Annotated in this window: 20 protein-coding genes; 11 read left to right on the top strand and 9 right to left on the bottom strand. The window is 65.6% G+C overall.

Annotation, left to right across the window (positions count from 1 at the left end; translation table 11 throughout):
• The first annotated feature begins 42 nt into the window (after positions 1–42).
• Together EN857_RS17905 and EN857_RS17900 are read left to right on the top strand one after the other, a co-directional pair.
• Positions 43–1239 (top strand): GGDEF domain-containing protein, encoded by a 1197-nt coding sequence (locus EN857_RS17905; protein WP_127392716.1) that lies wholly within the window; start codon positions 43–45, stop codon positions 1237–1239.
• An 81-nt stretch (positions 1240–1320) separates the two neighbouring features.
• Complete coding sequence (locus tag EN857_RS17900; protein ID WP_127392717.1) at positions 1321–2523, top strand: GGDEF domain-containing protein; 1203 nt, start codon at positions 1321–1323, stop codon at positions 2521–2523.
• Here EN857_RS17900 and EN857_RS17895 read toward each other — a convergent pair.
• On the bottom strand, positions 2507–2866 hold the full coding sequence (locus EN857_RS17895) for a hypothetical protein (protein WP_127392718.1): 360 nt from the start codon (positions 2864–2866) through the stop codon (positions 2507–2509). The genes EN857_RS17900 and EN857_RS17895 overlap by 17 nt on opposite strands.
• A 259-nt stretch (positions 2867–3125) precedes the next feature.
• Between EN857_RS17895 and EN857_RS17890 the strand changes: the two genes are divergently transcribed.
• From EN857_RS17890 to EN857_RS17855, 7 genes are all read left to right on the top strand, one after another.
• Positions 3126–3566, top strand: a complete 441-nt coding sequence (locus tag EN857_RS17890; RefSeq protein WP_127392719.1) for a hypothetical protein — start codon at positions 3126–3128, stop codon at positions 3564–3566.
• Positions 3567–3802: 236 nt separating this feature from the next.
• A complete protein-coding gene (gene sdhC, locus EN857_RS17885) occupies positions 3803–4222 on the top strand; it encodes a succinate dehydrogenase, cytochrome b556 subunit (RefSeq protein ID WP_127282071.1) in 420 nt (139 codons plus the stop codon).
• A gap of 2 nt (positions 4223–4224) precedes the next feature.
• Positions 4225–4620 carry a succinate dehydrogenase, hydrophobic membrane anchor protein gene (sdhD, locus tag EN857_RS17880; protein ID WP_127282070.1) on the top strand — a complete coding sequence of 132 codons (396 nt, stop codon included), beginning with the start codon at positions 4225–4227 and terminating at the stop codon, positions 4618–4620.
• A 4-nt stretch (positions 4621–4624) separates the two neighbouring features.
• Positions 4625–6457 carry a succinate dehydrogenase flavoprotein subunit gene (gene sdhA / locus EN857_RS17875; RefSeq protein WP_127392720.1) on the top strand — a complete coding sequence of 611 codons (1833 nt, stop codon included), beginning with the start codon at positions 4625–4627 and terminating at the stop codon, positions 6455–6457.
• Between the two features lie 2 nt (positions 6458–6459).
• On the top strand, positions 6460–6894 hold the full coding sequence (locus EN857_RS17870) for a DUF3052 family protein (protein WP_128345962.1): 435 nt from the start codon (positions 6460–6462) through the stop codon (positions 6892–6894).
• On the top strand, positions 6894–7673 hold the full coding sequence (locus EN857_RS17865) for a succinate dehydrogenase iron-sulfur subunit (protein ID WP_127282067.1): 780 nt from the start codon (positions 6894–6896) through the stop codon (positions 7671–7673). The genes EN857_RS17870 and EN857_RS17865 overlap by 1 nt, the downstream gene beginning before the upstream one ends.
• Positions 7674–7909: 236 nt before the next feature.
• On the top strand, positions 7910–8545 hold the full coding sequence (locus EN857_RS17855) for a DUF480 domain-containing protein (protein WP_127393053.1): 636 nt from the start codon (positions 7910–7912) through the stop codon (positions 8543–8545).
• Between the two features lie 217 nt (positions 8546–8762).
• On the opposite strand, the gene EN857_RS17845 is transcribed toward EN857_RS17855, so the two are convergent.
• The gene (locus tag EN857_RS17845; RefSeq protein WP_127393051.1) at positions 8763–9188 is read right to left on the bottom strand and encodes an OsmC family protein; all 426 of its coding nucleotides are present in this window, start codon (positions 9186–9188) and stop codon (positions 8763–8765) included.
• Positions 9189–9278: 90 nt separating this feature from the next.
• On the opposite strand from EN857_RS17845, the gene EN857_RS17840 reads away from it, so the two are divergent.
• Positions 9279–9626 (top strand): hypothetical protein, encoded by a 348-nt coding sequence (locus EN857_RS17840; RefSeq protein ID WP_245493224.1) that lies wholly within the window; start codon positions 9279–9281, stop codon positions 9624–9626.
• Complete coding sequence (locus tag EN857_RS17835) at positions 9623–9979, top strand: YciI family protein (RefSeq protein WP_127393050.1); 357 nt, start codon at positions 9623–9625, stop codon at positions 9977–9979. Before EN857_RS17840 ends, EN857_RS17835 begins: the two co-directional genes overlap by 4 nt.
• A 15-nt stretch (positions 9980–9994) precedes the next feature.
• On the opposite strand, the gene EN857_RS17830 is transcribed toward EN857_RS17835, so the two are convergent.
• The 7 genes from EN857_RS17830 to EN857_RS17800 form a co-directional block, all read right to left on the bottom strand.
• The gene (locus EN857_RS17830) at positions 9995–11602 is read right to left on the bottom strand and encodes a GMC family oxidoreductase N-terminal domain-containing protein (protein ID WP_127393049.1); all 1608 of its coding nucleotides are present in this window, start codon (positions 11600–11602) and stop codon (positions 9995–9997) included.
• Positions 11599–13122: an FGGY-family carbohydrate kinase gene (locus EN857_RS17825; protein ID WP_127393048.1), complete on the bottom strand. Its 1524-nt coding sequence runs from the start codon at positions 13120–13122 to the stop codon at positions 11599–11601. The genes EN857_RS17830 and EN857_RS17825 overlap by 4 nt, the downstream gene beginning before the upstream one ends.
• Positions 13115–13957, bottom strand: coding sequence for a class I fructose-bisphosphate aldolase (locus EN857_RS17820; RefSeq protein ID WP_127393047.1), 843 nt, complete (start codon positions 13955–13957; stop codon positions 13115–13117). Before EN857_RS17820 ends, EN857_RS17825 begins: the two co-directional genes overlap by 8 nt.
• The gene (locus EN857_RS17815; protein ID WP_128345963.1) at positions 13869–15677 is read right to left on the bottom strand and encodes a glycerol-3-phosphate dehydrogenase/oxidase; all 1809 of its coding nucleotides are present in this window, start codon (positions 15675–15677) and stop codon (positions 13869–13871) included. Before EN857_RS17815 ends, EN857_RS17820 begins: the two co-directional genes overlap by 89 nt.
• Before the next feature lie 63 nt (positions 15678–15740).
• Positions 15741–16736: an aldo/keto reductase gene (locus EN857_RS17810; protein WP_127392938.1), complete on the bottom strand. Its 996-nt coding sequence runs from the start codon at positions 16734–16736 to the stop codon at positions 15741–15743.
• Positions 16726–17706, bottom strand: coding sequence for a sugar-binding transcriptional regulator (locus EN857_RS17805; protein WP_127392937.1), 981 nt, complete (start codon positions 17704–17706; stop codon positions 16726–16728). Before EN857_RS17805 ends, EN857_RS17810 begins: the two co-directional genes overlap by 11 nt.
• Position 17707: 1 nt before the next feature.
• Complete coding sequence (locus EN857_RS17800; protein ID WP_245509051.1) at positions 17708–18667, bottom strand: ABC transporter permease; 960 nt, start codon at positions 18665–18667, stop codon at positions 17708–17710.
• Between the last annotated feature and the right edge of the window lie 24 nt (positions 18668–18691).

Here is an 18691-nt window from a genome sequence, read left to right as displayed (position 1 = left end):
CTTTAGCATCTTCCCTCACGTAAGCGGGGAAATCACAGTCGTTTGGACACGGGTCTGCTCATAGCGCTGCTCAACCCGACGATCGCGCTGGCGCTTGGCGCCGCGTTCCTCGTCCTGTGGTTCCATCAGCGCCATCGCCCCTACCTGGCGGTGCTGGCCACGAGCTACTGCCTCTCGGCCCCCGGCTTCCTGTTCCAGTATTTCACCCTTCCTGTCGGGATGGTGCTGACCAAGCTTGTCTCCAACATATGCTTCACGGCGGCCGGCTGTTGCCTCTCCAGCGCGATCGTTGCGCGCTACGGGCGGCGCGTCCCCTATGTCGGCATCGCGCTCACCACCGGCGGCGGGCTCGCCGCCTTTTCATGGTTCATGTTCGTGCAGCCGGATCTCACCTGGCGCATCCTGTCGATGAATTTCGGTTTCGGCGCCCTCAGCCTGCTGGTCGCCGCGGAACTGCGCACGGTGCGCGGCAACGGCCCGACCGAGAAGATCCTGTTCGTGCTGTCGCTGCTTTCGGGGTTGAACTTCGTCGTCCGAACCCTGATCGTCGTCATCGCGCACGGGCCGTTCCCGAGCTATGACGGATTCTACGGCTCGTCCTACTGGACGACGGCGCTGCTCTCGCATGCGCTGCTGTCGCTGCTGATCGCGCTTTCCCTGTTCTCGGCGGCCGCGCTCGACGTCTTGAAGGCGCTGAAGGCCGAGACCCATACCGATCCGCTGTCCGGCCTGCTCAACCGCCGCGGCTTCGAGGAGCGGGCGGCGCTGCTGCTCGACCAGTGCGCCAAGGCGAAATTCCCCGTCGCCATGGTGCTTGCCGACCTCGACCACTTCAAGGCGCTCAACGACCAGCACGGGCACGCGGTCGGCGACAGGGTGATCGCCGACTTCGCCGCCAAGCTGAGCTTCGCCACCGGCACGCGCGGCGCTGCCGGCCGCATCGGCGGCGAGGAGTTCGCCGTGCTCCTGCCGCTGTGCGACCTGGCCTCGGCCCGCCTGTTCGCCGAGGCGATCCGCTCGCTCTATTCGTCCGGCGGCGTCGCCAGCCTGCCGCGAGGCGTCAGGGTGACGGCGAGCTTCGGCGTCGCCGCCCGCACCGGCGACGAAGGCCTGGCGCCGCTGATGCGCCGCGCCGACGACGCGCTCTACAAGGCCAAGAAGAACGGCCGCGACAGCGTGCGCCTGTCCTATGAGCGCCCCGAAACGGTCTTCGTGCCGGAGCCCGCCAGCGTCGGGTGAGGCCAAGCAGCCCGATCATGACCCGACGTTAACGTCTTTTTCGCCCGTCGATGCTTTGCTGTCGGCGGGGGTTTTTGGACCATGGGCAGCGCGGACGTCATCCTCGTGATCAACCTGTTCGTCGCCGGACTGCTGGCGGCGGCGTTCATGACGATCGCCATCTACGACAAAAGCCGGGTGTCGGCGCGCTGGCTGGCCCTCGGCTATGTGCTGGGCATGGCCTATTTCGCGCTCGAATTCGTCATTCCCGCCTTCGACAATGCCCGGCTCCCGGTGGTCGCGGCCTTTGCCGTCTTCCTCGGCGCCACCATCGTCTTCAATGGCGGACTTGCGCATAAATACGGCGTGGCGCCGCCCTGGTGGCCGATGCTGTTCTTCCTGGCCATCGCCTCCGTCGCCGTCTATCTGGTGCAGGAATTGCCGCGCCAGTCGCTGACGGCGATGATGGCCTATCAGCTTCCCTACGCCGTCATGCAGTTCACCGCGCTCGGCATCGTCTGGTCGTCCAGGCAAAGGCGCGAGCGGCTCGACACCATACTGATGGCGGTGCTGACGGCCAGCGCGCTGCAGTTCGCCTCCAAGCCCTTCATCGCGCATGCGCTGGGCGGCCGCGGCGCCGACCCGCAATCCTATGTGCAGACGAGCTACGCGCTGGTGTCGCAATCGCTCGGCACCGTTTTCGGCCTGGCGCTGGCGCTGCTTGCGCTGGCCATACTGGTGCGCGATGTGCTGGCCGAGGCGACGTCGAAATCGGAAACCGACGCGCTGTCCAGGCTGCTCAACCGCGGCGGCTTCGAACGTCATGCCGAAATCACCCTGAGGGATGCCGCGCGCCGTGGCGTTCCGGTGGCGCTCGTGATCGCCGACCTCGACCATTTCAAGGGCATCAACGACAATTTCGGCCACGCCTGCGGCGACCGGGTGATCGAGACCTTCGCCGGCTTCCTGCGCGAGGCGGCGGCCGACCATCACGTCGCCGGGCGCATCGGCGGCGAGGAGTTTGCGATCATCCTGCCGGGCACCAATCTCGCGGCCGCGCGGCTGTTCGCCGAAGGCGCGCGCAGCGCTTTCGGCGCCCTGCCGATCGACAGCCTGCCGGCCGAGCATCGCTGCAGCGCCAGCTTCGGCGTCGCCGAGCTTGGCGCGGGTGAGGGTTTTTCCGATCTGTTGCGGCGCGCCGACGAGGCGCTCTATCAGGCCAAGGGCGGCGGCCGCGATTGCGTGCGCGTCTCGGCCGGGCCGGCCGGACGGCAGGCGTCCCCCGTCTTCAACGGCAGGGGCTGAGGTTCGGCATCTCGCCGTCGGACAGGCCGTACATATAGGAGCGGCCCTTGATGAAGACCGGCGGCTGGTAGCAGCCGCGGCCAACGGTCTCGTCGGATTCATTCTCGTAGACCACGTCGGGCTCGCCGGCACTGGTAAAGTTCGAGAGTTCCTTGGCGTGCCTGCCTTCGCCGACGATGATGCGCTTGTAGCCGGCGGCGCTGTCGATGACGAGATTGCCGAAGGAATCGGCATAGACGCGGTCGTGGTGGCGCAGCCCGGCCTCGGCCGGCGCCGTGAAGCCGACGGCGAGTGCCGCCAGCGCAAGCGCCGCAAGGCGCAGTCTGCTCGAATTCGAACGCATGGCACCCTCCGTTTGCTTCGACCGTTTCGGTCTGGAGCCTGTTCGAATCGGAAATTAACCTTTTCTTAACCTTTGTTAAGAGCCGGGACGTTTTCTCAGCCGGACTTTAACAAACATGGTTAATTTCGGCAGACGGGGTGGCCATCTTTCGGCCATGCTTGCCCGCACCATCGCGCCATCTCGACCAGCCGCTTGAGCCGGGTGAGCTTGATCAGGAACGACATCGTGGCTAGCGTGCCGCGCACAGGAGGGGCAGCACATGGCGTCACGCCGCTTGGTTCGGGGATTGCTCCTTGCTCCGTTGCTCGCTGCGGCCGCAGCCTGTGTGCCGCAGGACGGCGCGCCCAAGGCGGCATCGGCTGCGGTCTCTCCTGCTCCGGTCCTGCAGTCCACCGCACCCGCGGCGCCTCCAGCACCTGCTCCGGCATCCGCAGCCAAGATCACCACCGACCTGACTGCGCCGCGATCGGCTATCGGCATGGCCACCTACAGATGCAATGGCTCCGTGATCTCGATCCAAAATCTCGGCACGTCGCTGCGTGTCGCGGGGCCGGATGGCTGGACCGAGGAGTTTGCGGCATCGCCCGCCAACCAGAGCAGCCGCTACCAGGCGGCGGCGACGCATGACGCGGTTGTGATCGACGGACGCGAGGCCCTGCTGATGAAGAAAGGATCGACGCCGCTCACCTGCAGAAGGTAGCAATCTTCATCGGCATACCGCACTGCAGCGAAACATTGCGCCGGCTTTCGGCCGCGCCCTAATCGATTGAAGCAAAAGCCGGCCTTTTTGTCAGACTAAATGACGTTTCCAAAACGATTTTCCGGCTTTGACGCGGTGCAAAAAGAGCATTAGAAACCGGCTGTCCGAAGTCGCAACCGAAGGCGGCAATGCCGCCTTTCCGCTGGGGCTCCAGGAGACGCCGAACTGGGGGAGCCATGAGCAAATCACCAGCCACCCGCGAATTTGCCAGACGTGAACGGCCGCTTTCGCCGCACCTCACCGTGTATCGGCCGCCGATCACCATGACGATGTCGATCATCCATCGCATCACCGGCGGCGCGCTCTATTTCGGCACGCTGCTGGTGGCGTTCTGGCTGATGGCGGCGGCGAGCTCCGAGGCCACCTTCGATTGGGTCAATTGGGCCTTCGGCTCGTGGCTGGGGCGGCTGGTGCTGTTCGGCTACACCTGGGCGCTGATGCACCACATGCTGGGCGGCATAAGGCACCTGGTCTGGGACACGGGCGCCGGGCTCGAGAAGCACACGGCCTCGAAGATCGCCTGGGCGACTCTGGCCGGCTCGATCCTGCTCACGCTGCTGATCTGGATCGCCGGCTACATGGCGCGGGGAGCCTGACCATGAGCGGCAAGAACACCGACATGCGCACGCCGCTGGCCAAGGTGCGCGGCCTCGGCTCCGCCCGCGAGGGCACCGGCCATTTCTGGCGCCAGCGGCTGACGGCGATCGCCAACATCCCGCTCATCCTGTTCTTCGTCGGCTTCCTGATCGCGCTCAACGGCCACGGCTACACGGAAGTGCGGGCGGCGCTCGCCAATCCGTTCGTGGCGCTGGTGCTGGCGCTGGTGCTGATTTCCGGCCTCTACCACATGCGGCTCGGCATGCAGGTGATCATCGAGGATTACGTGCATGGCGAAGGCATGAAGCTGGCGCTGATCGCGCTCAACACATTCTTTTCCGTAGCGGTCGGCGTCGCCTCGCTCTTCGCCCTGCTCAAACTGGCATTCGGAGGCTGACATTTTGGCCAAGGACGCGAAATCAGCCAATTCCGCCTACACTTTCGTCGACCACAAGTTCGACGTGGTGATCGTCGGCGCCGGCGGCGCCGGCCTGCGCGCCACGCTCGGCATGGCCGAGCAGGGCCTGCGCACCGCCTGCATCACCAAGGTGTTCCCGACGCGCTCGCATACGGTGGCGGCGCAAGGCGGCATCGCCGCCTCGCTCTCCAACATGGGCCCGGATTCCTGGCAGTGGCACATGTACGACACCGTCAAGGGCTCGGACTGGCTGGGCGATGTCGACGCCATGGAATACATGGTGCGCGAGGCGCCGGCCGCCGTCTACGAGCTCGAGCATTACGGCGTGCCGTTCTCGCGCACCGAGGAAGGCAAGATCTACCAGCGGCCGTTCGGCGGCCACATGATGAACTACGGCGACGGCCCGCCGGTGCAGCGCACCTGCGCCGCCGCCGACCGCACCGGCCACGCCATCCTGCACACGCTCTACGGCCAGTCGTTGAAGAACAACGCTCAGTTCTTCATCGAGTATTTCGCGCTCGACCTGATCATGGAGCCGAACGGCACCTGCACCGGCGTCGTCGCGTGGAACCTCGACGACGGCACCATCCACCGCTTCTCGGCCAAGATGGTGGTGCTGGCGACCGGCGGCTACGGTCGCGCCTATTTCTCGGCGACGTCGGCGCATACCTGCACCGGTGACGGCGGCGGCATGGCGGCCCGCGCCGGGCTGCCGCTGCAGGACATGGAGTTCGTGCAGTTCCACCCGACCGGCATCTATGGCGCCGGCTGCCTGATTACCGAGGGTGCGCGCGGCGAAGGCGGCTACCTCGTCAATTCCGAGGGTGAGCGCTTCATGGAGCGTTACGCGCCGTCGGCCAAGGACCTCGCCTCGCGCGACGTCGTCTCGCGCTGCATGACGCTGGAGATCCGCGAGGGGCGCGGCGTCGGCAAGAACAAGGACCACATCTTCCTGCATCTCGACCATCTCGATCCGGCGGTGCTGCACGAGCGGCTGCCCGGCATCTCGGAGTCGGCGAAGATCTTCGCCGGCGTCGACCTCACCAAGGATCCGATCCCGGTGCTGCCGACGGTGCACTACAATATGGGCGGCGTGCCGACCAACTACTGGGGCGAGGTGTTGAACCCGACAGCCGCGAGTCCGGACAAGGTGTCGCCAGGGCTGATGGCGGTCGGCGAGGCCGGCTGCGCCTCGGTGCACGGCGCCAACCGGCTGGGTTCCAACTCGCTGATCGATCTCGTCGTGTTCGGCCGCGCCGCGGCGATCCGCGCCGGCCAGGTGATCGACCGCAAGTCGGCGATCCCGTCGCCGAACGAAGCCTCGGTCGAGAAGATCATGGACCGCTTCGACCGGCTTCGCCACGCCAACGGCTCGACGCCGACGGCGGTGCTTCGCGAAAAGATGCAGAAGGCGATGCAGGAAGACGCGGCGGTGTTCCGCACGCAGGAATCGTTGGAGAACGGCTGCAAGCGGATTTCGCAGATCTGGGGCGAGCTCAAGGACATAAAAGTGTTCGACCGCTCGATGATCTGGAATTCGGACCTGGTCGAGACGCTGGAGCTGGAAAACCTGATGGCAAACGCCATCACCACGGTCTACGGCGCCGAGGCGCGCAAGGAGAGCCGCGGCGCGCACGCCCGGGAGGACTTCTCGACCCGCGACGACGCCACCTGGCGCAAGCACACGCTGGCCCATCTCGGCGAGGACGGCAAGGTGACGCTGACCTATCGTCCGGTGCACACCGAGCCGCTGCTGGCCGAAAAGGACGGCGGCATCAGCCTCGCCAAGATTGCGCCGAAAGCCAGGGTGTACTGACGATGGCGCTGGCGGCAACGGGATATTCCGGCACCCCGCTTCCGGCCAAGCTCGGCCTGAAGGACGGCATGGTCGCCGCCTTCATCGCGCTGCCGCCGGAGCTGGATGATCTTGCCGGAGCCGTGGACTTTGCTGCGATCGACCGGCTGGCCGACTGGTCGGAAATTTCTGGTCGCCAGAAATACGATGCCGTGCATGCCTTCACCCGGCAGCGCGCCGAGATCGAGGACGGCTTGGCCCTCATCGAGACGGCGATCAAGCGCGATGGCATGGTCTGGGTTTCATGGCCGAAGAAGGCGTCGAAAGTGGCGACCGACGTCACCGAGGACGTCATCCGCGCCGAGGCGCTGAAGCGCGACCTGGTCGACGTCAAGGTCGCGGCCGTGAATGAAATCTGGTCCGGGCTGAAGCTCGTCATCCGAAAGGACCGCAGGTAATGGTCGAACTCACGCTTCCCAAGAATTCGAAAGTTCAGCAGGGCAAGACCTGGCCGAAGCCGGAGGGCGCCACCAATCTTCGCGAATACCGCATCTACCGCTGGTCGCCGGACGATGACGAGAACCCGCGCATGGACACCTATTTCGTCGACATGGACGATTGCGGCCCGATGGTGCTCGACGCGCTGCTCTACATCAAGAACAAGATCGACCCGACGCTGACGCTGCGCCGCTCCTGCCGCGAAGGCATTTGCGGCTCCTGCGCCATGAACATCGACGGCTCCAACACGCTCGCCTGCACCAAGGGCTGCGACGACATTTCCGGCGCGGTGAAAGTCTATCCGCTGCCGCATATGCCGGTGATCAAGGACCTGGTTCCCGACCTCACCAATTTCTATGCCCAGCACGCCTCGATCGAGCCGTGGCTGAAGACGGTGTCGCCGGAGCCGGCCAAGGAATGGCTGCAGAGCCATGAGGACCGCGAGAAGCTCGACGGGCTCTACGAATGCATCCTGTGCGCCTGCTGCTCGACGTCCTGCCCGAGCTACTGGTGGAACGGCGACCGCTATCTCGGCCCGGCGGTGCTCTTGCAGGCCTATCGCTGGCTGATCGACAGCCGCGACGAGGCCAAGGGCGAGCGGCTCGACAATCTCGAGGACCCGTTCCGGCTCTATCGCTGCCACACCATCATGAACTGCGCGCAGACCTGCCCCAAGGGGCTCAATCCCGCCAAGGCGATCGCCGAGATCAAGAAGATGATGGTGGAGCGGCGGGTTTAGCCTTGGCGGGATAACCCACGAGAACCTCAAACGCGGCGATCCTTCGCGCCCCCCTCTGTCCTGCCGGACATCACCCCCACGGGTGGGGAGATTGGCTGTCATGAGGGCTTTCGCCTATCTCCAAGGTTGAAGGATGAAGCGCGGTCGGCGAAGCTGCTGATCTCCCCCCAGGTGGGGGAGATGTCCGGCAGGACAGGGGGGCGTTGTCCCGCCAGCGTCAGAAAGGATAGCATGCAATGAGCGAAGACCTTCCCATCCTCTCTCCCGCCGAAGCGCGCGTGCTCGGCTGCCTGATCGAGAAGAAGGAGTTAACGCCGGATGTCTATCCGCTGACGCTCAATGCCGCGCTTGCCGCCGCCAACCAGAAGACGGCGCGCGAGCCGGTGATGGCGCTGGAACAGACCGAGGTGCACCGGGCCCTGAAGCTGCTTGAGCAGAAGGGGCTGGTACGGCAGATGTTCGGTTCGCGCGTGGAGCGCTATGAGCATCAGATGGCGCAGCGATTCTCGCTGACCACGCCGCAGACCGCCTTGGTCGGGCTGCTCCTGTTGCGCGGGCCGCAGACTGCATATGAGCTGTTGGCGCGAAGCGAGCGCATGGCGCGGTTTTCGTCGATCGAGGATTTGCGCGGTGAACTCGACATGCTGATCGGCCGGCGGCCGCCGCTCGTTCAGGAGATACCGCGCGGGCCAGGCCAGCGCGAGGACCGCTATGTGCATCTGCTCGCAGGGCCGGTGGACGTGGCGGCGGTCGCGGCGGCGCCGTGGCAGCCGGCTGCGTCAGCGTCGGATGCCGATCTAGAGGCCAGGGTGCGGGCGCTAGAAGAAGAGGTCGCGGCTTTGCGGGCGAAGATCGAGGCGCTGGGCGGGTAGCCAATCAGATACCTTGTCGCGAGGCCCCCCTCTCTGTCCTGCCGGACATCTCCCCCTCAAGGGGGGAGATTGGCAGCTCCAGCGACGACACTCCCCTTACAACGTCGGCGATTGGCGAAACCCTGCGCGACATCTGATCTCCCCCCTTGAGGGGGGAGATGCCCGGCCGGGCAGAGAGGGGGGCGAAGGATCGCTGCCCCTCAAACGAAAACCCCAATCACCCCAGCTTCGCGTCGAGCGAAACCTTGATGGCGCCGAGCGCTTTCGAGACCGGGCATTCGGCCTTGGCCTTCTCGGCCAGCTCCTTGAACTTTGCCGCGTCGATGCCCGGCACCTTGCCGACGACGGTGAGAGCGCTGCCGGTGATGCCGGTGCCGGGCACCAGCGTCACCACCGCCTTGGCGTCGAGTTCGGTGGCGGGCGTGCCGTTCTCGGCGAGGAAGTGCGAGAACTGCATGGCGTAGCAGCCGGCATGCGCGGCGGCGATGAGCTCCTCCGGGTTGGTGCCGGATTTGCCGCTCTCGTCCTCGAAGCGCGCCTTGAACGAATAGGGCGTACCTTTAAGCGCCCCGCTCTGGCTGTCGAGCGTGCCCTTGCCTTCCTTCAGATTGCCTTTCCAGACGGCGTTCGCGGTGCGGTCCATGAAATCCTCCTTGATCGTCGGGGTTGCGCCGGCGGAGCGCCGGGGTTCTCCCGAACTATAGCGCGGGCACGCGCGAAGGCCACCGCGCTCTTGGAGCGCCGGCGTCCAAAAAATCCTCTTTTAAAAAAAGCGCGCGCAAAAATGTCGACTTCCATCGGGCTCGACCGTCCTGCGGGCGGCCACGGATTTCGCGGCCGGATGGAGGCTCACATGGACAATCTGTTTTTCGCGCTGTGGAAATGCCCTGGGCGCAAGGCCGGGCGACAGGAAGACTATTGGCTCGATCCGCCGCCCTCCGGCTTCGGCCGGCTGCTGGCGGCGGTCGCCATCATCGGCATCGCGGCATGCCTTCTCGATCATGCGGCGGCGTTCGGAGGCGCGGCTGACACCATCATCACCGCATCCTATGGTCCATCACAACACGGGAGATCGGAATGAGATATGTCTGCCTGGTCTATGGCGAGGAACAGAGCCTGTATGCGCTGACCCCAGAAGGATCGGCCAAGCTAGACGCCGATTCGCTGGCCTATGACAGATCGTTGGATCAACAAGGCAAGCTGATCATCGCGCAGGCGCTGCAATCGGTGAAGACGTCGAAGAGCGTGCGGCGGCGCCACGGGAAAAGACTGGTCACCGACGGCCCGTTCGCCGAGACCAAGGAGCAGTTGCTCGGCTTCGTCATGATCGAGGCCGAGACCCTCGACGAGGCGCTGGAGATCGCCGGCGACATTCCGCTGGCCGAACTCGGCACCATCGAGGTCAGGGCGATCTACGACATACCGGGCTCATAGCCGGTCGCCGCTGGTTCATGCAGGTCGGCGGATCATGTCCGCCGCCTTCTCGGCGATCATCACCACGGGCGAGGCGGTGTTGCCGGAGACGATGCGCGGCATGATCGAGGCGTCGATGACGCGCAGACCCTCGACACCGGTCACGCACAGGTCGGGACTGACGACGGCGCGGTCGTCGACGCCCATTCGGCAGGTGCCGACCGGATGAAAGATCGTCGTCGCGATCGAGCCGATCTCGTGCAGCAGGTCGTCGTCGGACTGGTGGGCGAGACCGGGCAGGATTTCCTCCGGATGGAAGTCGGCAAGCGCCTTTGCGGTCATGATCTTGCGCGCCTGGCGCACCGAGCGCAGCGCGATCTCGCGGTCGCGCACCGTGGAGAGGTAGTTCAGCCGGATTTCCGGCTGCACGGCCAATTCAGGTGTCGTGGCATGTACGGAGCCGATGCTGTCGGGCCGCAAATTGCAGACCGACATGGTGATCGCCGGGAACGGGTGCAGCGGGTCGCCCAGCCGGTCCGTCGACAAGGGCTGGACGTGGTATTCCAGGTCCGGCGTCGCCATCGACGGATCGGATTTGCTGAACATGCCGAACTGGCTTGGCGCCATCGACATCGGCCCCGACCGGGCAAAGGCATATTGCAGCGCGATCCGCGCCTTGCCGGTCAGGCTGTTGGCAAGGGTGTTGAGCGTCAGCGCCGACGACACTTTGTAGACGGTGCGGATCTGCAGGTGGTCCTGCAGGTTCTCACCGACATCGGGGCTGGCGTGAACCAGATCGATGTCGAGCGAGGCGAGGCGATCCGGCTGGCCGACACCGGAAAGCTCCAGCAGTTTCGGCGTGTTGATCGCGCCGGCCGTCAGCAACACCTCTCGTCCGGCGCTGGCCTGGCGTGCCTCGCCGCCTGCGAGGTAGCTGACCCCGGTAGCCCGCTTGCCCTCGAACAGCACCTTCTCGACATGCGCCTTGGCGACCAGCCGCAGGTTGGGCCGCCGCAGCGCCGGGCGCAGGAATGCCTTGGCGGTGTTCCAGCGCACGCCCCTGCTCTGGTTCACCTCGAAGAAGCCGGAACCCTCATTGTCGCCGTCGTTGAAATCCTCGCGCGGCATGATGCCGAATTCCTTCGCCGCTTCCTGCACCGTGTTCAGGATCGGCCAAGACAGGCGTTGCCGCGCCACTTTCCATTCGCCGCCGGAACCATGCAGCCTGGTCTTGCCGCCATGATGGTCTTCGGATTTGAGGAAATAGGGCAGTACGTCGTCCCAGCCCCAGCCGACATTGCCCATCTGCCGCCAGCCATCATAGTCCGCAGCCTGGCCACGCATGTAGATCATGCCATTGACCGATGTGCAGCCGCCCAGCACCTTGCCCCTGGGATAGACCAGCGAGCGGCCGTTCAGGCCTGCCTCCGGCGCCGTCTTCATCATCCAGTCGGTGCGCGGATTGCCGATGCAATAGAGATAACCGACAGGAATGTGCACCCAGTGGTAATTGTCGCTGCCGCCGGCCTCGAGCAGCAGCACGCGCGTCGCCGGATCTTCGCTCAGGCGGTTGGCCAGCACGCAGCCGGCGGTACCCGCGCCGACGATGATGTAGTCGTAGTCGCCGTCCAGCCTTGGGGTCATTCTGCTGCTCTGCCTGGTCCTGCGGCCTGTTCGGTCCAGAACGATCGCAGCGTATCGGCGAGGCCGCAATAGGCGCGATAACGCCTGGCATAGTGACGCTGCATGGCCGGATCCGGACGGTAGGCGGCGCGCGGACGGGTCATGGCGTCGACGCCGGACTCATAGTCGGCGAACAGTCCGATCGCCACGCCGGCGCCAATCGCCGCGCCAAGCGCGCCGGTCTCGCGGGCTTCAGGAACGGTGATCGGCACGCCGAGCCCGTCGGCGAAGATTTGCGGCCAGTGCTCGCTGCGTGAGCCGCCGCCGGACAGCACCGCCTTGTCGAAGCCGACGCCGGCGTCTTTCAACACATCGATGTGGCGCCGGTGCTCGAACATCACGCCTTCGAACAGCGCGCGCAGCAGATGGCCTTCGCTGTGCCAGCCGGCCAGCCCGTAGAAGCCGGCGCGGAACTCGGCGCTCTGGCCCGAGCCGTAGAGGAACGGGTGGAAAATCGGGTCGTCCCAGGCCGGCGTTACTTCGCCGACAGCCGCGTTGCAATGGCCGAACGGATCGCCGAGGTGGCTGCCGCGCTCGACGAATTCACGCACGTACCATTCAAGATTGGCGGCCGATGTCGCGCTGGATTCGATGTTGACGAAGCGTCCGGGGCCGAACCGCGCCACCATGAAAACATCGGGATCGACAACCGGCGCGGTGGAGAAAACCTGGTTGACCGACCAGGTGCCGGCGATGATCGAGGCTTCGCCGGGGCGCACGACGCCGGCCCCCATGGCGCTGGCGACGACATCGAAATAGCCGGCGATGACCGGCGTGCCTTCTGCCAGCCCGGTCTCTTCGGCCGCGCTGGCGGTGACCGTGCCGGCAATGTCGGCGCTGTCGAGCAGCCGCGGCAGTTTTGCCTGCGCGTCCTCGATGCCGTAGAGCGCCAGAAGCTCGGCATCATAGACGCCTTCGGGCATGCGGACGAGGCCGCAGCCGGACATGTCGGAGACATCGCTCACCTGCTCTCCGGTGAGGCAAAAGGCGATGAAATCCTTGCACAGCAGCGCCGTGCCGGTCGCGGCATAAAGGTCGGGCTCATGCTGCTTGACCCAGGCCAGCAAGGTTGGCGTCTGCGCCGGCCAGGGCTTTTGCAGGCAGATCGCGTGCAGGGCCCCGGCGTTGCGCGAAGCCAGCTCCGCCGCCATGCCGGCGGCGCGGGTGTCGAGCGACTGGATGCCGATCAGCGGGGCGCCGGCGCGGTCGATCAGATAGAGGCCGTTGCCATGGCCGGCGCAGCCGACAGCGGCGATCTGGCGCGCGTCGATACCAGCCTGCGCAATGCAGCGGCGGATGGCGTCGCGCGCAGCGGCCCACATATCGCCGAGGTCGCGTTCGACATAGCCGGGCTGCGGCGTGTGCGAGCGCCCGGCGACGGTGTGCATGGCGACCTGCCGCCCGGCGAGGTCGAACAGCACTGCCTTGATGATGGTGTTGCCGGCGTCGAGACCGAGCAGATATGCGGCCTGATCAGCCATTGTTGTAGATATCCCAGGCCTCTTCGCCGCCGGCGTCCGTGTGGATCATCGCCATCAGCGCGTTGACCACCGCCTTCGGGTTGGCATGCTGATAGATGTTGCGGCCATAGACCAGCCCCTTGGCGCCTTGTCTGAGCAGGGCCGACGATTTTGCCAGCACCGTCCTGAGGTCGTCCTTGCCGCCGCCGCGCACCAGCACCGGCACGCGCGCCGCCTCGACGACGCGGTGGAAATCCTCAGGCCGGTCGGTCGGATCGGCCTTGATGATGTCGGCGCCCATTTCGGCGGCGAGCCGCACCAGGGTGACGATCTTCTCGGCGTCGCCGTCGACCTGATAGCCGCCGCGCACATCGTTGGGCAGCATCACCAGCGGCTCGATCATCAAGGGCATGCCGTATCTGTGGCAGGCGGCGCGGACCTTGCTGATGTTTTCGACGCATTGGCGAAACAGCTCCGGCTCGTCAGGCAGCATGAACAGGTTGACGACGACGCAGGCCGCATCCATCTCCAGCGCGCCGATGATCGGCTCGTCATGGTTCTGCAGCATCGACCACATCACGCGGTGGCGCTGGACATTGTAGGGATTGCCCATGTCGATGCGCATGACCAGCGCCGGCTTGTTCTTATCCGGTCGCGATTGCAGCAAATCGGCCTGCCCGTAGGCGAGCTGCAGCGCGTCCGGTCCTGCCGCGACCAGCGTGTCGATGACGCGCGGCATGTCCTCCAGGCCGACGAGAAAACCCGGTTCATTGCAGACGCCGTGATCGAGCGCCACGTCGAGGCAATTGCCGTTGGTGAACATCCGGTTCATGCGGGCCTTGGCGCTGACCTTCATCTTCTGCTCCTGAAATCGTGCGTTGGTCGAGCATCTCCTGCGAGACGCCGTGATAGGTGTCGAGTTCGACAACCAGGCTTTGCACCTCGCCGACGCGCTGCCGATCGCTCCAGCCGCGTTCGGCGGCGAGTGCGTCGGCGATGCGTTCGATGGTCGCCATCGAGATGTCGCCGCAAATGGCAAGCGATGTGCGGCGCAGGACAAGGTCGGACAGGCAGGTCACGAACTCATGCCGGATCAGGTAGACGATTTCGGCTGCCGTCGTTTCGGTCCTGCCGTCCAGCCTGATATCGTCGGGACGCCCGACGCAAAACAGGGCGATGTCGCGCGCGCCGCTGCCGTAGCGGTCGACAAGATAGGCGGCGCGGTCGCCGCTGAGCGCGAACTCGCCAGCCAGATCGGCCGCCAGCGACGCCGGATCCCCGGGAAAGCCGAGGCCGCCGCCGATCGGCATGGTCAGCGTGCCGCAAAGGCGTTCGCGCCCAAGCTCGGCCAGCACTGCGTCGGCCGCCTGTTCGGCGAAGGCGCGGAAGGTCGTCCATTTGCCGCCGATCATGCAGAACTGCGGGATGTCGCCGGCAATGCGATGCACGGAATGGCCGCGCGAGATCCTGCCGGTGAAGGCATGGTCGCTCTTCGGCAGCGGCCGGATGCCGCTATAGGTGAACACGACGTCGGAGGCGTGAACCGGAATAGCCGGAAAGACCAGCCGCGCCGCCGCCAGAATGTAATCGGCTTCCGCCGGTTCGCAGCGCACGCGGCTGGCCTCGCTGACGCGAATATCGGTCGATCCGACCAGCACCTTGCCGAGATAGGGAAACATGATGCAGATTCGGCCGTCGGCGTTCTCGAAGAAAATCATGTGGCCGCCAAGGGCCTGGTAAAGCGGCTCGTTGTCGAGGATGAGGTGCGAGCCCTTGGTGCCCTCGACCAGCGGTGCCAAAGGCTTTTCGGATGCGTCGAGCCGGGCGATCGCCGAATCGATCCATGCGCCCGTCGCGTTGACGATTGCCTTGGCGCTGACAGGGAAGCGCTCGTCGGTCGTCATGTCGGTAAGTTCGAAGGCCGAACCGGCGCGCGTGATCTGGGCGCGGTTGAGCGCGAGGCTGTCGGGCGCCAGGCGTCCGGCATCGAGCAGCAGTTCGATGCCAAGCCGTTCCGGATAGCTGATCCAGGCGTCGTAATAGGTGGCGGAAAAGCGCAGTTTCGGGTCGAGCGCAGGCCATTGCGCGAATGTCGTCCTGGCGCCGCGGAACTTGTGGCGCGGCAGCACCCGGCGCTTGCGCGTCGTCCAGTCGTAGAGCGCGAGCCCCGCCTTGATCGCCAGCGCGCCGCGACTGGAAGGCGCCTCGGAAAGCCCGAGAAAACCGGCCGCGCCGTTCATCAGACCGGAGAAGACGGTGCGGATCGGAATCGTCGTCGGCAATGGCCGCACCATGTGCGGCGCGTTGGCCAGCAGCGCATCGCGCTCGCGCAACGATTCCTGCACCAGGCCGAACTCGCCATTCTCGAGATAGCGCAGACCGCCGTGGATCATGCGCGAAGGGGCCGCGCTGCAGCCCGAGCAGAAATCGCTGCGCTCGACCAGCAGCACCTTGAGGCCCTGCAGCGCCAGCTCGCGGAAAACGCCGATGCCGTTGATGCCGCCGCCCACGACGACGACATCGAACGCGCCATTGTGGCGGATCTTGTCGAGGATGAGGCTTCTCTGGTCAGGCATGGCTTCGCCGTTCGGCCGTCCGGCGGACGGCAGCTCGATTTGTTTCGGATTCACAGGTGGCGGTCAGGCGTCGAGACTTGTCAGATGGCGGCTGGCGGCCTCGCTGATCTGGCTGATCTCCTGTCCGGACAATCTGATGCGGCCGGCCTGCGCGTTCTCCCTGGCCTGCTGCGGGCTGCGGGCGCCGCAAAGCGAGAAGGTGATGCCCGGCTGCTGCAGCGTCCAGGCGATGACGATCTGCGCCTCGCTCGCGCCGTGTGCCTCGGCAATCGGCCGTATCTCTTCCATCAGCGTCGCGACCTTGCGGCGGTTGGCCTGCGAGAACCACGGATTGTCCTTGCGCTGGTCATCGCCGGTAAAGACGCGGTCCGGACCGATCCTGCCCGACAACAAGCCAAGCGCCAGCGAGGAGTAGCTGAGCACGGACACATTGTTGTCCGCGCAGAAAGGCAGCAGGTCGCGCTCCATGTCGCGCACCACCATGCTGTATTGCTGCTGGACCGCGTCGAGCTGGCCGGCGGCGAGATAGGCTTCGACATCCGCAACCCCGACATTGCTGGCGCCGATGGAGCGGATCTTGCCTTGGGTCTTGAGGCGATCGAGCGCTTCCATGGTCTCGGCGACCGGCGTCGTCGAATCCTGCCAGTGGGTAATATAGTGGTCGATGTGGTCGGTGCCGAGACGACGCAGGCTCTGCTCCACTTCGTAGACCACGGAGTCGGCGCCGAGATAGCGATGCACCGGCGCGCCGTCATAGTCGAAGAAGTGATTGCCCTTTTTTGCGTGCCAGATCAGTCCGAGCTTGGTGGCCAGCACGACCTCGCCGCGGCGTCCCTTGATCGCCTTGCCGACGATTTCCTCCGACAGGCCCTGGCCGTAGGCCGGCGCGGTGTCGATCAGCGAAACGCCTTCGTCGATCGAGGCGCGTATGGTATCGATGGACTGCGCCTCGTCGGTGCCGCCCCACATCCAGCCGCCGATGGCCCAGGTGCCGAGGCCGATCGCGGAGGCGGAGATTCCCGACGCGCCAATGGTGCGCGTCAACATTTCAGGCGACATTGCGTAGGCTCCCCGCATTGTTCAGGACTGCGTTGGCCGTTTCTTCGTCGACGACCAGAGACTTGAGATAATTGCCGCGTAGCGCGGCGCGGATCGGCCCGACCTTTTCGGCGCCGCTGGCGACGCCCATCACCGTCCGGCAGCGAGCGAGTTCCGAAGGCGCCAGCGCCACCAGGCGGTCGTTGGGCGGGTAATCCGCCAGCGTGCCGTCATCGCGGATCAGATGCGCAAGGAACTCGCCGACCGCGCCGCTGGCGGCCAGCTTTTCGCGGTCGGGGTCGAGGCCTGGGCGAAGGTCGTAGTAGCTCGACCCAGGCGTCTGGATCGAGCCGATGCCGACCAGCGCGATCGCCGCCTTGCGCGCCAGGTCGAAGATCTCGCGCACCGACGCCATCTCCAGAAGCAGGTCGCGCTGCTCCCGGCTCTCGGCGAACAACGGCGCATGCAGGAGCATGCTGGAACCGCCGAGCCGCTCGGCGAGGCGCGTCGCCAGATGGTTGACGTCGGTATAGTGCTTGCCCTGGACGCCGCCGGTCAGCGGCACGACGGTGACGTCGAAGGCGCGCTCCGGCTGCAGGTTCTCGGCGAGGGCGCTGATCGCCTTGCCGCCGGTAATGGCGATGACGTCGCCGTCGCGCAAGGTCTCGAGCAACTGGTTGGCCGCCGCGCGCCCCACCTGCTGCAGCGTGCTTTCGGGACTGCCGGCCACGGTCGGCGTCACGATCGCTCCTGCCAGGCGGGCAATTTCGATCAGCTGCTTTTCGATATCGACCAGGGCCTGGAACGGGCTCTCGACGGCGATCCTCAGCATGCCGAGCTTGCGCCCCTGGGCGATCAGCCGATTGACCTTGGACGCCGACAGGTTGAGCGCCGCGGCGATGTCGTTCTGCTTCATGCCGTCGACGAAATGCAGCACCAGCACAGTGTGGATCTGCCGGATCGTCTCGAAATCTTCCCTGCTGTCCGCCATCTCAGCCCCGCCGCTTGTTGAAGTAATAATCGGCGGTGACCGCCGTCAGCAGAATGGACCCGCGGATGATGTCCTGCCAATAGACGGACACGTCGAGCAGGGCGAGCGAGCTTGAAACGACGGACAAAAGGACGGTGCCGAGGATGGCGCCGAGAATGGTGCCGATGCCGCCGGTCAGGCTGGCGCCGCCGATCACCGCGGCGGCGATGACGTTCAGCTCCATGCCGGCGCCGAATGTCGGCTGGGCCGAGCCGAAGCGGGCCATGTAGATGACGCCGGCAAAGCCGCACAATGTCGAGCACAGCGTCGTGGTCAGGAACACGACTTTCCTGGTGCGGATGCCGGAGTAGGCCGCCGCCTTCTCGTTGCTGCCGGTGTAGAAGACTTTGCGGAACATCGTCGTGCGGCGCAGCATGAAGTCGGACAGGATGACAAAGACGATGAAGATGATGATGACGACCGGAATGCCGCCGACCGCGCCCTGGCCGATGAACTTGAACTCAGGCGGCAGAGTGTAGAGCCCCAGCGGGCGGCCGCCGGTGCCGAGCAGGCAGAGCCCGCGTGCAATCACCATCACCGCCAGCGAGACGATGAAATGGTGCAGCCCCACTCTGGTGACGAAGAATCCCATGAAGGCGCCGATGGCAGCGCACGCCGCTATCGCGACCAGCGACGCCAGCCAAGGGTCCATCCCGTTGAGGAAAAGCAGGCCGGCGACCACCATGGCGAGCGCGGTGACCGAACCGACCGACAGGTCGATGCCGCCGGAAATCAGCAGGATCGTCATGCCGACCACGACGATGCCTTCCACGGCGAAGGCCATCGCCATCGCCCGCATATTGTCCCAGGTCAGGAAATAGGGCGATGCGAACGACATGACGCCAAACAGCACGGCGATGATGAGGATCAGGCCGGTCTCACGCATCCTGATCAGGCCGCCGAACCTTGCGCCGAGCCCCATCCGGGCAGCTTGCGTCGTGCTATC

Source organism: Mesorhizobium sp. M4B.F.Ca.ET.214.01.1.1 (assembly GCF_004791545.1).
Lineage (GTDB): Bacteria > Pseudomonadota > Alphaproteobacteria > Rhizobiales > Rhizobiaceae > Mesorhizobium > Mesorhizobium abyssinicae.
The sequence above is the reverse complement of the archived record's forward strand: the minus strand, read 5'-3'. Positions and strand labels throughout refer to the sequence as shown.

What these genes read in the sequence shown, in the direction of transcription:
- EN857_RS17895 (WP_127392718.1), bottom strand. Translation starts at nt 2,866, where the DNA reads ATGCGTTCGAATTCGAGCAGACTGCGCCTTGCGGCGCTTGCGCTGGCG.
- sdhD (WP_127282070.1), top strand. Translation starts at nt 4,225, where the DNA reads ATGAGCGGCAAGAACACCGACATGCGCACGCCGCTGGCCAAGGTGCGC.
- EN857_RS17805 (WP_127392937.1), bottom strand. Translation starts at nt 17,706, where the DNA reads ATGGCGGACAGCAGGGAAGATTTCGAGACGATCCGGCAGATCCACACT.
- EN857_RS17845 (WP_127393051.1), bottom strand. Translation starts at nt 9,188, where the DNA reads ATGGACCGCACCGCGAACGCCGTCTGGAAAGGCAATCTGAAGGAAGGC.
- EN857_RS17835 (WP_127393050.1), top strand. Translation starts at nt 9,623, where the DNA reads ATGAGATATGTCTGCCTGGTCTATGGCGAGGAACAGAGCCTGTATGCG.
- EN857_RS17900 (WP_127392717.1), top strand. Translation starts at nt 1,321, where the DNA reads ATGGGCAGCGCGGACGTCATCCTCGTGATCAACCTGTTCGTCGCCGGA.
- EN857_RS17800 (WP_245509051.1), bottom strand. Translation starts at nt 18,667, where the DNA reads ATGGGGCTCGGCGCAAGGTTCGGCGGCCTGATCAGGATGCGTGAGACC.
- EN857_RS17825 (WP_127393048.1), bottom strand. Translation starts at nt 13,122, where the DNA reads ATGGCTGATCAGGCCGCATATCTGCTCGGTCTCGACGCCGGCAACACC.
- EN857_RS17820 (WP_127393047.1), bottom strand. Translation starts at nt 13,957, where the DNA reads ATGAAGGTCAGCGCCAAGGCCCGCATGAACCGGATGTTCACCAACGGC.
- sdhC (WP_127282071.1), top strand. Translation starts at nt 3,803, where the DNA reads ATGAGCAAATCACCAGCCACCCGCGAATTTGCCAGACGTGAACGGCCG.
- EN857_RS17830 (WP_127393049.1), bottom strand. Translation starts at nt 11,602, where the DNA reads ATGACCCCAAGGCTGGACGGCGACTACGACTACATCATCGTCGGCGCG.
- EN857_RS17890 (WP_127392719.1), top strand. Translation starts at nt 3,126, where the DNA reads ATGGCGTCACGCCGCTTGGTTCGGGGATTGCTCCTTGCTCCGTTGCTC.
- EN857_RS17865 (WP_127282067.1), top strand. Translation starts at nt 6,894, where the DNA reads ATGGTCGAACTCACGCTTCCCAAGAATTCGAAAGTTCAGCAGGGCAAG.
- EN857_RS17855 (WP_127393053.1), top strand. Translation starts at nt 7,910, where the DNA reads ATGAGCGAAGACCTTCCCATCCTCTCTCCCGCCGAAGCGCGCGTGCTC.
- EN857_RS17870 (WP_128345962.1), top strand. Translation starts at nt 6,460, where the DNA reads ATGGCGCTGGCGGCAACGGGATATTCCGGCACCCCGCTTCCGGCCAAG.
- EN857_RS17815 (WP_128345963.1), bottom strand. Translation starts at nt 15,677, where the DNA reads ATGCCTGACCAGAGAAGCCTCATCCTCGACAAGATCCGCCACAATGGC.
- EN857_RS17810 (WP_127392938.1), bottom strand. Translation starts at nt 16,736, where the DNA reads ATGTCGCCTGAAATGTTGACGCGCACCATTGGCGCGTCGGGAATCTCC.